The sequence below is a fragment of the Micromonospora gifhornensis genome, assembly GCF_016863515.1.
GTDB lineage: Bacteria > Actinomycetota > Actinomycetes > Mycobacteriales > Micromonosporaceae > Micromonospora > Micromonospora gifhornensis.
On sequence record NZ_BOPA01000014.1, the window covers coordinates 80,468 to 92,932 of the forward strand.

Annotated in this window: 12 protein-coding genes and 1 riboswitch; of the genes, 6 read left to right on the top strand and 6 right to left on the bottom strand. The window is 71.6% G+C overall.

Annotated elements, in window-relative coordinates; all coding sequences use genetic code 11:
- Positions 1-16 precede the first annotated feature (16 nt).
- On the bottom strand, positions 17-850 hold the full coding sequence (locus tag Vgi01_RS08580; RefSeq protein ID WP_204290633.1) for a TetR family transcriptional regulator: 834 nt from the start codon (positions 848-850) through the stop codon (positions 17-19).
- 104 nt (positions 851-954) lie between these two features.
- Here Vgi01_RS08580 and Vgi01_RS08585 point away from each other — a divergent pair, with 104 nt between their 5' ends.
- The 5 genes from Vgi01_RS08585 to Vgi01_RS08605 all read left to right on the top strand — a co-directional run bounded on the left by Vgi01_RS08585 (position 955) and on the right by Vgi01_RS08605 (position 6,390).
- The gene (locus Vgi01_RS08585; RefSeq protein WP_102659566.1) at positions 955-1,863 is read left to right on the top strand and encodes an ABC transporter ATP-binding protein; all 909 of its coding nucleotides are present in this window, start codon (positions 955-957) and stop codon (positions 1,861-1,863) included.
- Complete coding sequence (locus Vgi01_RS08590; RefSeq protein WP_204290634.1) at positions 1,860-3,485, top strand: ABC transporter permease; 1,626 nt, start codon at positions 1,860-1,862, stop codon at positions 3,483-3,485. The genes Vgi01_RS08585 and Vgi01_RS08590 overlap by 4 nt, the downstream gene beginning before the upstream one ends.
- Before the next feature lie 81 nt (positions 3,486-3,566).
- Entirely contained in the window at positions 3,567-5,480 is a 1,914-nt protein-coding gene (locus tag Vgi01_RS08595; protein WP_204290635.1) for an ATP-binding protein, read from the top strand.
- Positions 5,477-5,731, top strand: a complete 255-nt coding sequence (locus tag Vgi01_RS08600; protein WP_204290636.1) for a BTAD domain-containing putative transcriptional regulator — start codon at positions 5,477-5,479, stop codon at positions 5,729-5,731. The genes Vgi01_RS08595 and Vgi01_RS08600 overlap by 4 nt, the downstream gene beginning before the upstream one ends.
- A 140-nt stretch (positions 5,732-5,871) precedes the next feature.
- A complete protein-coding gene (locus Vgi01_RS08605) occupies positions 5,872-6,390 on the top strand; it encodes a hypothetical protein (RefSeq protein ID WP_146017592.1) in 519 nt (172 codons plus the stop codon).
- A gap of 48 nt (positions 6,391-6,438) precedes the next feature.
- Here Vgi01_RS08605 and Vgi01_RS08610 read toward each other — a convergent pair whose 3' ends face one another.
- The 5 genes from Vgi01_RS08610 to Vgi01_RS08630 form a co-directional block, all read right to left on the bottom strand.
- A complete protein-coding gene (locus Vgi01_RS08610; RefSeq protein WP_204290637.1) occupies positions 6,439-7,170 on the bottom strand; it encodes an amino acid ABC transporter ATP-binding protein in 732 nt (243 codons plus the stop codon).
- Positions 7,167-7,949, bottom strand: a complete 783-nt coding sequence (locus Vgi01_RS08615; protein ID WP_102659562.1) for an amino acid ABC transporter permease — start codon at positions 7,947-7,949, stop codon at positions 7,167-7,169. Before Vgi01_RS08615 ends, Vgi01_RS08610 begins: the two co-directional genes overlap by 4 nt.
- 35 nt (positions 7,950-7,984) lie before the next feature.
- Positions 7,985-8,830: an ABC transporter substrate-binding protein gene (locus Vgi01_RS08620; RefSeq protein ID WP_102659561.1), complete on the bottom strand. Its 846-nt coding sequence runs from the start codon at positions 8,828-8,830 to the stop codon at positions 7,985-7,987.
- A 273-nt stretch (positions 8,831-9,103) separates the two neighbouring features.
- Positions 9,104-9,216: riboswitch (SAM riboswitch) on the bottom strand.
- A gap of 55 nt (positions 9,217-9,271) precedes the next feature.
- Positions 9,272-10,270 (bottom strand): sensor histidine kinase, encoded by a 999-nt coding sequence (locus Vgi01_RS08625; RefSeq protein ID WP_275409895.1) that lies wholly within the window; start codon positions 10,268-10,270, stop codon positions 9,272-9,274.
- Positions 10,271-10,383: 113 nt separating this feature from the next.
- Positions 10,384-11,052 carry a response regulator transcription factor gene (locus Vgi01_RS08630; protein ID WP_102659559.1) on the bottom strand — a complete coding sequence of 223 codons (669 nt, stop codon included), beginning with the start codon at positions 11,050-11,052 and terminating at the stop codon, positions 10,384-10,386.
- 145 nt (positions 11,053-11,197) lie between these two features.
- Here Vgi01_RS08630 and Vgi01_RS08635 point away from each other — a divergent pair, with 145 nt between their 5' ends.
- A complete protein-coding gene (locus tag Vgi01_RS08635) occupies positions 11,198-12,463 on the top strand; it encodes a serine hydrolase domain-containing protein (RefSeq protein WP_204290639.1) in 1,266 nt (421 codons plus the stop codon).
- Positions 12,464-12,465: the final 2 nt, after the last annotated feature.

The window sequence follows — 12,465 nt, forward strand, 5'->3', positions numbered from 1 at the left end:
GACCCGCGTCGCAAAACTATCTCGATACTGTCTCGTTATTGTCCGGCGAATTGAGATGCCGGTAGAGGGTCGCCCGGGACACGCCGCAGGCGGCGGCGATCTCGTCGATGGAATGCGTGCCTGCCGCGTGCATCCGGCGGGCCACCAGCAGCTGCTCCGGGCCCATCGAGCGGGGTCGGCCGGGCCGCCGCCGGCCCACCGCCCCGACCGCCGGCTCCTCGTCGACATCCCGGGCATCGGTGCTGCGATGGCTGCCATCGCGGTCAGCGCCGAGGGGATCGGTGCTTCGCGGATCGGTGCCGTGCGGATCGTCGGTCAGCAGGCGGCGTACGCCGTCGAGCATGTCCGCGCGCAGCACCGGCGCGGGCACCTCCATGAGGAACACCACCGGGTCGCTGCACATCGCGATCGCCTGCACCGCGCGGACCCGGTCCCGCCGGCTCGGGTCGGGGCCGGCGAGGATCTGGTTGGCCCGCATCGCGATGCGCAGCAGCCGCTGGTAGGTGCTGCCCTGATCGACGAGCGCGAGGTCGTGCAGGAGCAGACCGAGACGGCCGCGGTGCTCCAGCATCGTGTCCACCCAGCCCTCCAGCAGCGTCCACCTCGCCGGCCCGGGCGGCAACGTCTCGGCGGCGTCGACGAGCCTCTCCAGGTCGCCGACCATCGGTTCGGCCAGGGCGGTGAGCAGGTGCCCCTTGCTGGGGAAGTGGTAGAGGATCGCGGCCTTGGTCAGCCCGAGCCGCTCGGCGATGCGGCGCAGCGAGGTGCGCTGGTAGCCGTGCACAGTGAACAGGTCGAACGCGGCGCGCAGGATCCTCTCGCGGGTGCCGTCGGTCTCCGCCCAGGTCATGCCGTCGAGGGTAACCGCTCCTGACCGGCGGTCGGACAGACTCGCCTCCGACCCTTACCATCGGTCAGTGCAGTGAGTCGTGTTCGGTGCGGCGGGAGGCCCCCATGTCCGTGATAGCCATCGACAACCTGGTCAAGACCTTCGGCAGCGTACGCGCCCTCGACGGACTGGATCTGCGGGTGGAACCGGGGGAGGTGCACGGCTTCCTCGGCCCCAACGGCTCCGGCAAGTCCACCACCATCCGGATCCTGCTCGGCCTGCTACGTCGCGACTCCGGGCAGGTGCGGGTCCTCGACGGCGACCCGTGGCGCGACGCGGTGGCGCTGCACCGGCGGCTGGCGTACGTGCCCGGCGACGTCAACCTCTGGCCCAACCTCTCCGGCGGCGAGGCGATCGACCTCTTCGGCGCCCTGCGCGGCGGCCTCGACGAGCGCCGCCGCGACGAGCTGCTGCGTCGCTTCGAACTGGACCCCACGAAGAAGTGCCGCACCTACTCCAAGGGTAACCGGCAGAAGGTCGCCATCGTCGCCGCCTTCGCCTCCGACGTCGAGCTGTACGTCCTGGACGAACCGACCTCCGGCCTCGACCCGCTGATGGAGGCGGTGTTCCAGGAGGAGGTCCGCGAACTCACCGCCGGCGGTGCCAGCGTGCTGCTCTCCAGTCACGTGCTGGCCGAGGTCGAGGCGCTCTGCGACCGGGTCAGCATCATCCGGGAGGGGCGGATCGTGGAGTCCGGCACCCTCACCGAGCTGCGGCACCTGGCCCGCACCACGGTCACCGTCGAGACCGTACGCCCGCTGACCGGGGTGGCGGAGCTGCCGGGGGTGCACGAGGTCCGCGCTGTCGACGGGCGGGTCCGGTTGGAGGTCGAGCCGGCGCACCTCGACACGCTGCTCGCTCACCTGCTCCGCTTCCAGGTCCGGGCCCTGACCAGCGCACCGCCCACGCTGGAGGAGCTGTTCCTGCGGCACTACGGCGACACTGTCACCACCTCCGACGGCGGTGCCCGATGAGCACCTTCGCCGGCACCGGTCGGCTGGCCCGGCTCGCCGTGCGCCGTGACCGGATCCGGCTGGGCATCTGGGTGCTCGGCGCCCCCCTGCTCGGGTACGCCATCGCCGAGAGCGTCGCCGGGCTCTACCCCGACGCGCAGACCCGCCTCGGCTACGCCGAAACCGCGATCACCAGCGTGGTCGCCCGGGCATTCAACGGCCCGATCGCCGGCGCGGACGTCGGTGCCGTGGTGGTCACCGAGTCGTACCTGACCCTGGCTCTGCTCGCCGCGCTGCTCAGCACCTTCGCGGTGATCCGGCACACCCGGCAGAACGAGGAGACCGGCCGGGCGGAACTGCTCGGTGCCGCGCCGGTCGGGCGGTACGCCCTGCTCACCGCCGCCCTGGTCGTGGTGGTGGGTGCCAACGTGCTGGCCGCCGGGCTGCTGGCCCTGGCCCTGGTCGGCATCGGCCTGCCGGTCGCCGGGTCGCTGGCCGCCGCGGCGGCGATCGGCGGGGTGGGTGTCGCCTTCACCGGCGTCGCCGCCGTCACCGCCCAGCTCACCGTCACCTCGCGCGGCGCGAACGCCCTCGCCGCCGCCACGGTCGGTGTCGCGTTCCTGCTGCGTGCCGCCGGTGACGTGCTCGGTGAGCGGGCCGCCACCGCGACCCGCCTGGACAGCGCCTGGCCGGTGTGGCTGTCCCCGCTGGGCTGGGGCACCCAGGTCCGGGCCTTCGGGCCGGAACGCTTGTGGGTGCTGGCCCTGCCGATCGCCCTGCTCGTCGCCTGCGTCGCCGTGGCCTACCTGCTGGCCGAGCGTCGGGACGTCGGCGCGGGCCTGCTCGCCGCCCGCCGCGGACCGGCCCGGGCCGCGTCCGGGCTGCTCAGCCCCGCCGGGTTGACCTGGCGGCTGCACCGGGGGGCGTTGGCCGGTTGGGCGGTCGCGGTGGCGGTCCTCGGTCTCGCCATGGGCGTGGCCGGGCACGAGGTCGACGCCATGATCGCGGAGAACCCGCAGGCGGCCGAGGTGATCGCCCAGCTCGGCGGCGGTGCCGAACTTGTCGACGCGTACCTGGCCGCGATGCTCGGAATCTTCGCGCTGACCATCGGCGCGTACGTGGTGCAGGCGCTGTTGCGGACCCGCACCGACGAGTCCGACGGCATCCTGGAGGCGCTGCTCGCCACGGCGGTCAGCCGCACCCGGTGGCTCGGCACGCAGGTCCTCGGCGCGGTCCTCGGCGCGTCGGTGCTGGTGCTGCTGGCCGGGATCACCACCGGCCTCGGGTACGGCGTGGCCGACGGCGATCCGGTCGGCTGGACGGTCGACCTGGCCGGGGCGGCGCTGCTGCGGCTACCGGCACTGCTGGTGGTCGCCGGGGTGGTCACCGCGCTGTTCGGTGCGCTGCCCCGCTGGTCGGTCGGGCTGAGCTGGGCGTCGCTTATCGTGTTCCTGCTGCTCGGCCAGCTCGGTTCGGTGCTCGACCTGCCGCAGGCCGCCCTCAACCTGTCCCCGTACACGCACGTGCCGTCCGTGCCCGGCGCCGACGCGACCGCACCGCCGCTGCTGGTCCTCACCGCCGTGGCGGTGGTGCTGCTGGCCGCCGGACTGGCCGCCTTCCGCCACCGCGACACCCCACGGTGACCAGGTCTTCTCGAGTGCGCTCCCGGCACGCCCACCGCGCGTCGGCGGGCCGGTGCGGCGAGGCTCACTAGACTCGATGAGGTGGGACGAGGACGCTCAGGCCACGGCACGGGTGGTCCGGGCATGCGCGACCTGCTCACCCCGATCGAGACGGCCGTCCACCAGGGACACCAGGACGAGGCCCTGCGCCGGTTGGCGGCCGTACCGGCGGACCTGCCGCTGCCCGCGGGGTTGGCCTGGCGGCTCGGTGTGCTGCTGCACCAGCAGGGCCGGTTCGACGCGGCCGACGCCTGCTATCGCCGCGTCGACCTCGACCTCGATCTCGACGACCAGCACCCGTCGGCGCTGGCCGACCGCGCCCAGGTCCTCGCCGGCTGGGCCGCGACCCGCTGGGCCCAGGGCGACCAGACACGGACCCGGCAGCTGGCCACCGATGCGGTCCGGATCGCCGAACGCAGCGGCGACGACGCGGCGGTGGCGGCGGCCTACCTGGCACAGGCGCTGGCCGCGTTCGGCGACGGCGACCGCGCGGGAAACGAGCACGCGTACGCCCAGGCCCTGGCGGCGGCCGAACGCGCCGGCGACTTCGGGCAGCAACTGCGGATCCGGTGCAATGTCGGGTCGCGGCTCGTCGAGGAGGGACACTACCGACCGGCCATCGAGGAACTCGACGAGGCGGTCCGGCTCGGCGAGCTGCTCGGCCAGCAGATGCTGCTCGCGCTGGCGCTGCACAACCGCGCGGAGGCATGGCTCGGCCTGGGCGACCTGCACCGCGCCCGCAGCGACGCGGACAAGGCGCTGGCCCGGTGGCAGCGGGCCGGTTCCCCGCTGGCTGCCTTCGGGCTGACGTTGACCGCCCGGGTGCACCGGGTACGGGGGGCCACCCACCAGGCGGTGGCCGCCTACCGGGCCGCGCTGGCCATGGGAGAGCCGGACGGCAACGCGCAGGTGCTGGTGGAGGCGTGCGCCGGGCTCGCCCGGCTCAGCTACGCCGACGACCCGCAGGCGGCGGCCCGCCACGCCGAGCGGGCCCTGTCGCTGCCCAGCTCCGCCGGCCCCACCGTCGCCGAACTGGCCGCCGGCTGGGTCGCCCTCTGCTCCGGAGACCCGCACACCGCCCTGCGGTACGGCGAACAGGTCCGCGCCGAGGCCGGTCGCCGTCGGGACACGGCGGGCCTGGCCGAGGCGATGGAACTCGTCACCCTCGCCGCCCACCGCGCCAACCCCGGGGCGAGTTCACCCCGGACGGTACGCCGACTGCTCGCCGACCTGGTCGAGGCGGCGACGATCTGGGCCGAGCTCGGCAACGAGTTCGCGCTCGCCACCAACGCCCTGCTCCAGGCCCGGCTCACCGGTGACCTGGTCGCGGAGCGGATCGCGTACGAGCGGCTGCGCCGCATCGGCGTACAGGAAGGTGGCTGGCACGTCGCCGGACCGTTGGCGGCGATCGGGCCGGCACCGGTGCCCGAGGTGGAGGTGCAGATCCTGGGCCAGTTCGCGGTGCGGCTGGCCGGCGCGGCGGTGCCGGTCGGCAGCTGGCAGTCCCGCAAGGCGCGCGATCTGCTGCACATGGTGGCCGCGCAGCTCGGCAGACCGGTGCCCCGCGACGCCCTGGCCGCCGCGCTGTGGCCGCAGGCCCGCGCCGAGGTGGCGCTGCGCCGCCTGTCGGTGCTGATCTCGACCGTACGGGGTGTGCTCGACCCGGTTCGGCGACATCCGGCGGACCGTTACCTGATCACCGACTCGGCCACCGTGCAGCTCAGTACGGCACATGTGGTGGTGGACGCGTTGCGCTTCCACGACGCGGCCCGGGCGGCCGTCGTCGCCGACACCGCGAGCCCGCCGCCGGCCGGCACCGCCACCGACGATCGGTTGCTGAGCCAACTGGAGACGGTGGTGGCCATGTACGCCGGTGATCTCTGCGCCGACGACGAGGTCGTCGGTGCGGCGGTCCAGCGGCCCCGGGCGCTGCTGTCCGCACTGCCCGCGAGGTGACCCACCGGCTGGCGAGGCGGTATCTGCACCTGGGCCGGGCCGACGCGGCGATCGGTTGGTACCTGCGGCTGGTCGGTGAGGACGGTTACGACGAGCCGGCCCACCTCGGGCTGATCGGTGCCCTGTCGGCCGCCGGACGGCACGGTGAGGCCAACCGGCGCCATCAGGAGTACGTCGTGCGGATGGCCGAGATCGGTGTCGAGCCGGCCGCGGCCGCGCTACCGGATCGGGCTCGCCTGAACAATTCCTGAACCGCCCCCGAAGACCGCCGATCAGACTGCTCGGTGTCCGGACACGGCCGTGGTGGACGCCGACGTGGCGGGTGCCGCGACCGTGGCGACGCCGGAGGCGGACGGGGGCGGTCAGCGTGTTCAGGTCGAAGGAGAAGACGATGGGACGGGTTCGAGGGCTGCTTGTCGTGCTCGCGGCCGGGCTCATGCTGACCGGCTGTGCCGGCGGAACGGACGACGACACCGCCTCGGGTGGGGCCGAGCCGCCGGCGGCGACCACCGACGCCGACGGCGGGCAGGCGCCGGACCAGGGCAGCGGCGGGAAGAACACCGGGTCCGGTGACGGGGACCGCTGGTGCGACGCGGTGCAGGCGTTCACCGGGGCGATGGACCCGCTGTTCACCGAGAGCGCGGGCAAGGCCGAGGTGGCGCAGGCCCGTACCCAGCTGAAGGAGCTGAAGGCGGCGGCACCCGCCGAGATCAAGTCCGACGTGGCGACGGTGAGCGAGTTCTACGCCGCCGTCATCGAGGCCTCGGGCAAGAGCATGCCTCAGGATCCTGCGGCGTACGCCCGCCTCGGCCAGACCATGGAGGGGCTCAAGACGGCGATGCCGCCGGTGTCGGACTACACCATGAAGCGCTGCCCTGAGTTCGACGGGCAACTGCCGACCGGACAGTGACGACGGCCCCCGGGCTGCTCAGCGCACCCGGGATCAGCGCACCTGGGGTCAGAGCACCTGGGAGAGGAAGCGGCGCAGGCGCGGGTGCTGCGCCGCTTCGAAGATCGCGGCCGGCGGACCGGCCTCCAGCACCACCCCGGCGTCCATGAACGCGACCGTGTCGGCGACCTCCCGGGCGAAACCCATCTCGTGGGTCACCACGACCATGGTCATGCCCTGCGCCGACAGGTCCGCCATCAACGCCAGGACGCCCTTGACCAGCTCCGGGTCCAGCGCCGAGGTGGCCTCGTCGAAGAGCATCACCTGCGGCTGCATGGCCAGCGCGCGGGCGATGGCGACCCGTTGCTGCTGCCCACCGGACAGGTGCGCCGGGCGGGCATCGGCCTTCGCGGCCAGCCCCACCCGGTCCAGGTGTTCGCGGGCCGCCGCCGCCGCCTCGTCCTCGCCGAGCTTGCGGATGCGCCGCAGCGCGAGGGTGATGTTGCGCAGCACGCTCATGTGCGGGAAGAGATTGAACTGCTGGAACACCATGCCGACCCGCTGCCGCAGGGCGTCCGGGTCGTCGCGCAGCACGCTGCGTCCGTCCAGCAGCACGTCGCCGCGGTCCGGTTCCAACAACCGGTTGACCGTACGCAGCAGGGTCGACTTGCCCGACCCGGAGGGGCCGATCACGCAGGCCGTCGCGCCCCGGGCCACGTCCAGGTCCACCCCGCGCAGCACCTGGTGACGCCCGAAGGCCAGGTGCACGTCGCGCAGGCTCAGACTGACCGAGTCGCTCATCGTTGGTTCCCTCCGGCGGCGCCGGGCAGCGCCAGGTCGAGGTCGTCGGGGTCGTCGTCGGCCGGGCCGGTGGCCGGTCGGCCGTGTCGCAGTCGCCCGTCGATCCAGTTGACGACGTGGGTCAGCGGGACCGTCAGCGCCAGGTAGAAGAGCCCGGCCAGCAGCAACGCCGACTGGTTGCCGGTGTTGGCGGCGTAGTCCTGCCCGATCCGGAAAAGCTCCCGCTGGCTGGCCAGCAGGCCGAGGAAGTAGACCAGGCTGGAGTCCTTGATCAGGGCGATCAGCTGGTTCACCCAGGCCGGCAGGATCCGCCGGATGCCCTGCGGAATGATCACCCGGCGCATCGCCTCGCCCCAGGAGAAGCCGAGCGCCCGGGCCGCCTCCAGCTGGGTGGCCTCCACCGACTGGATGCCGGAGCGGAAGATCTCCCCGATGTACGCCGACGCGATCAGCGACAGCGCCAGGATGCCCAGCGGGTACGGGTTGGGCCCCCACACCTGCATGCCGAGCGGGGCCAGGCCGACCCCGATCAACAGGATCGTCGCCGCGGCTGGCAGGCCCCGGAACACGTCGGTGTAGACCCGCGCCGGCCACCGCAGCCAGCGGGTCCGCGAGATGCCCGCGACGGCCAGCACGATGCCCAGCGCCGAGCCGAGCAGGGCGGCGGTGACCGCCAGGATCAGCGTGTTCGGCAACCCGACAGTGATCATCTCGGGTAGCGCCTCGCGCATCGACTCCCAGTCGAAGAACGTCTCCCACAGGGTGCGCAACGGATCCACGGGTCAACCTCCGCCCTGCTCGTTCCTACTCGCCGTCAGGAAGCCGACGGGACGGTCACGGTGCCGCTGCCCGGGGTGAAGTCGGCCGGGATCGCCCGACCCGGGTAGTACTGCTCGCTGAGCCGGGTCCAGGTACCGTCGGCGATGACCTCGTCGAGGGCCTTGTTCAGCGCCTCGCGCAGCGCGTCGTTGCCCTTGGCGAAGGCGTACGCCGTCGGGGCCGGGCTGAGTTCCTTCGCCGCCACCTCGATCTTGCCGCCGCTGTCCGCGGCGGTCTTCTCACCGATCTCGGCCGGGGAGATCCAGGCGTCCGCGGTGCCCGCCTTGAGCTGGTTGAGCGCGCCGTTGTAGTCGGGCACCCGCACCGGGTCGAGGCCCTTGGTGGTGGCGTAGTCGTCCTGGACGGTGCCCTGCACGACCACCACCCGCTTGCCGGGCAGCTCGTCGAAGCTGCTCAGCGTCGAACCGGCGGGCACGTTGAGGCCGAGGTAGCCGAAGTCGTAGCCGTTGCCGAAGTCGACTGTCTTCTTCCGCGCCTCGGTGATGGTGATCGAGGAGCTGCCGATGTCGAACTTGCGGTTGTTGACCTGGGCCAGCAGGCCGGAGAAGTCGGTGCCGACGAACTCGACCTTCAGTCCGAGCTTGTCGGCGGCGGCGACAAGCAGGTCGTTGTCGAACCCGGTGAACTTGCCGTCCTTGAGGTACACGTTCGGCGGCGCGTCGGTGAGGGTGCCGGCCCGCAGCACGCCCGGCTGGAGCAGGTTGTACGGGTTGTCGGCCTCGCCGGCCGAGTCCGAGCCGCAGGCGGTAAGCGTGACGGCGGCGAGGACTGCGGCGACGCCGACGGCGGCGGCCCGGGTCAGGGCAGGAACGAATCGCACAGGTGTCTCCTGGATGAACGACGGCGGGCACGGACGTGCCGCACCGACGGTCCGCCGTGGGACGGACCGCTGGGATGAACCGATGGCAGAGGGGGAGATGCCGAGGCCCGCAGGCTCGGCGACCGGCAGCGACGCGGTCAGCTACACGCGGCGCTACAGACCCGCATCATGTCGACGTGCCGACGTTGGGTCAGATCGAGGCAGGCCGCCACGGGAGCGGATCGACTGCGGTACGACATGGGTCTCCCTCGAGGTCGTGATGACCTGGAAACCAGGCCACGCTTGCACCGGTGGTTGCACCGGTGCCTGGTCCTCACCCGGGGCACCCCTGCGCGGACGAGGGTTGCCGGCCAGCAAGCCGGGGCTTCACGCTGGCACTCATGACCTGCGGCCGAGGCTAGCAGCAGGGGACGGGTCGGCGTCCACCCGGTATGACGGCCCTCACGCTCTGGTCATCTCCGGTGGTGCGGCAGGTAGGCGCACCGTGACGTGGAGCCCGCCGGTGGGGCGGGGGGCGAGGGTGAGGGCACCGTCGTGTGCCTGGACGATGCTCGTGACGATGGCCAGGCCGAGGCCGACACCGGCGTGCTCCGCACGGACCCGTTCGGTGCCGCGCTGGAACGGCTCCACCAGCGTGGAAACCAGGTGTGGGGTGAGTCGTTCGCCGGTGTTCTCGACGGTGAGCAGCACAGCCCCGGGCGCGACACTTGTCGTGATCCACACGGTGCCCTGATCGGCGGTGTTGTGAATGATCGCGTTGTGCAGGAGGTTCGTCGTCATCTGCAACAGCAGCGGGTGGGAGCCCAGGACCGGGGCAAGATCGGCCCGCGACTGAATGGTCAGGCCGCGTTTCTCGGCAAGCGGCAGGAGCGTTTCGGCAGCCTCTTCCGCGAGCAGGGAAAGGTCGAGGCGTTCGCGGGTGAATGACTTTTCGTTGGCACGACTGAACAGAAGCAATGCCTCGGTGAGTTTGATGGCCCGGCAGTTGACGGCGTGCAGGCGATCGATGATCTCGCCGAGGTCGCGGTGCCGATCGGTACGTGCCACGTCGAGAAGTGTCTGCGTGATCGACAGTGGGGTGCGTAGTTCGTGTGAGGCATTGGCGGCGAATCTGCGCTGCTGCGCGACGTGTGTTTCAAGGCGGGCGAGCATGGTGTCGAATGTGTCGGCGAGTTCGCGGAACTCGTCCTGGCGGCCCGGCAACCGGATCCGGTGGGAGAGCGATCCGTCGGCGGCCCTGCGGGTGGCATCGGTGAGGCGAGTCAGCGGGGCGAGCATCCGGCCGGCCAGGATCCACCCTGCCACGAGGCCGAACAGAAGTAGCAGCGCCCACAGCGCCGCGGCCTTCGGCGCGAAGGCGCGCAGCAGGTCGGACCGATTGGGAATGAAGAGGCGGGGGGGCGACCCCGGCGGTCCCGTGACCAGCACACCGTCGGGCACGTAGCGGAGCAGGAACAGCCACACGACCGCGAGCAGCAGGGCGACGGCGAGCAGGAGAAACCCGGCGTAGCTGAGGGTGAGTTTGAGGCGAACGCTCAAACCGGGTGGCCGGGCTACGGTCGTGCCTCGTCGATGCGGTAGCCGACGCCGGGCAGGGTGGAAATGATCCAGGGCTCGCCGAGTCGTTTGCGCAGTGCCGAGACCGTGATGCGTACGGCGTTGGTGAACGGGTCGGCGTTCTCGTCCCACGCCTGTTGCAGCAGTTCCTCGGCGCTGACCACACCGCCTTCGGCGGCGACGAGCACCTCGAGCACGGCGAACTGTTTGCGGGTCAGCGCGACATAGCGGCCGTCGCGGTGGACCTCGCGGCGGAACGGATCCAGACGCAGCCCGGCGATCTCCCGCACGGGTGGCCTGGTGGGGGCGCGGCGCCGATCGAGTGCTCTGAGCCTGAGCACGAGTTCGCGCAGTTCGAAGGGCTTGGTGAGGTAGTCGTCGGCACCGAGTGCGAATCCGGACGCCTTGTCGTCGAGTCGGCTGGCGGCGGTGAGCATGAGGATGGGCGTACCGCTGCCGGAGGCGACGATTCTCTCGGCTATCTCGTCGCCGGACGGGCCGGGAATGTCGCGGTCGAGGACGGCGACGCTGTAGGCGTTCCTGTCCAGCAACTCAAGGGCGATGCCGCCGTCAGCGGCGATGTCGGCGGCGATCGCCGCGAGGCGTAGACCATCGCGAATGGCATCGGCCAGATAGGGCTCGTCCTCGACGATCAACACCCGCACACCCTCGATGCTACGAGGTGCGACATGTCGTCGGCGTATCGAAAAACGCGTACGCCGTCGCAACAGCCGTTCCTGTTCGGTAGAGCGCAGACCACCGTGATCTGACGATGCCGGTCGGCTCGTCGAACAGGAAAGGACCGTGAACATGAATCCGGAATCGGCACGTGGCATCGACCGGCGGCGACTGATCGAGTGGGGCGGGTTGGCGGCGGCCGGGGCGCCACTGGTGGGCACCGAATTCGCCCGCGCCGCCCCGCCGACCGCAGACAGCCGCGTCACCGCCGGACCGCCCGGATCGGGCCGGGTCCCGCCGGAGACCCGGCCCGGCGGGGCCTATGACCGGTTCGTGGCGAAGCTGGCGGCACAGGACAGGTTCTCCGGCGTGGTGCTGCTGTCGTACCGGGGTCGGACGGTGTTGTCACGCAGCTATGGCATGGCCGACAAGGAGCGGGGGATCCGCAACCACGAGAATGTCGCGTTCCACCTCTCCTCGGCGAGCCAACCGTTCCTGTCGGTGGCGATCCTGCAGTTGGTGCAGCGGGGGAAGGTGTCGCTGTCGGACCCGGTGGGCAGCCACCTGGAAGGAGTGGCGACGGAGATCGCCGAGCAGGTGACCATCCACCACCTGCTCACCAGCACCTCCGGCATCGATGCTCCGATGCCGGACTGGCAACGCGTCTACCACAGTCGGCAAGAGGTGCACGAGGTCGGCGAGCAGTGGGTCCGGCAGGCGCGGTTGATGGGGGTCCCCGGCTCGGGAGCCAACGCTCATCTCCCCGGTGGCGGTGTGGGTCTGGCCATGGCGGCGCAGATCGTCGAGGTCGTGTCCGGCATGACGTACTGGGACTACACCCACGAGCACATTTTCGAACGCGCTGGCATGACCGGCTCGGGGTTCTTCACCCGGACGCAGTGGCTCACCGACGCGCGCATCGCGCACCCGTACATGCGCCAGGACGACGGCAGCCGGGTGGACGCCGTACGTAACCTGGACAAGGGCAGCGTCAGCCCGCCCATCCGGGGCAGGAATCCGGGGCGCAGCTTCATCGGGTACGCCTCGAGCGACGGCTTCGCCACCGCACCGGACCTGGCCCGGTTCGCGTACGCGCTGCACGACGGCACGTTGCTGGAGCGGCCCTACGCCGATCTGTTCGCCGGGGCCAAGCTTCCCGGTCCCGGCCCCGCCGGGTTCGAGGCGTACACGATGCCTGTCTCGATCATCGGCGGCCAGTGGGTGATCGGGCGTGGCGGCGGCGCCGGCGGCGTCGGTGCGAACTGGACCGTCTACCCGGACACCGGTTGGGTCGGTGTGGTTCTGAGCAATTACGACGACATGCCGTTGCTGGAGATCTGCGCCCGGGAGGTCGAGGCCGTCACCGGTGAGCGGGTCGACCTGCCCGGCGGCGGCTGAAC

Excerpts from the sequence above, each read along its gene's own strand:
- Vgi01_RS08580 (WP_204290633.1), bottom strand. The coding sequence starts at position 850 with ATGACCTGGGCGGAGACCGACGGCACCCGCGAGAGGATCCTGCGCGCC.
- Vgi01_RS08585 (WP_102659566.1), top strand. The coding sequence starts at position 955 with ATGTCCGTGATAGCCATCGACAACCTGGTCAAGACCTTCGGCAGCGTA.
- Vgi01_RS08590 (WP_204290634.1), top strand. The coding sequence starts at position 1,860 with ATGAGCACCTTCGCCGGCACCGGTCGGCTGGCCCGGCTCGCCGTGCGC.
- Vgi01_RS08605 (WP_146017592.1), top strand. The coding sequence starts at position 5,872 with ATGGGACGGGTTCGAGGGCTGCTTGTCGTGCTCGCGGCCGGGCTCATG.
- Vgi01_RS08610 (WP_204290637.1), bottom strand. The coding sequence starts at position 7,170 with ATGAGCGACTCGGTCAGTCTGAGCCTGCGCGACGTGCACCTGGCCTTC.
- Vgi01_RS08635 (WP_204290639.1), top strand. The coding sequence starts at position 11,198 with ATGAATCCGGAATCGGCACGTGGCATCGACCGGCGGCGACTGATCGAG.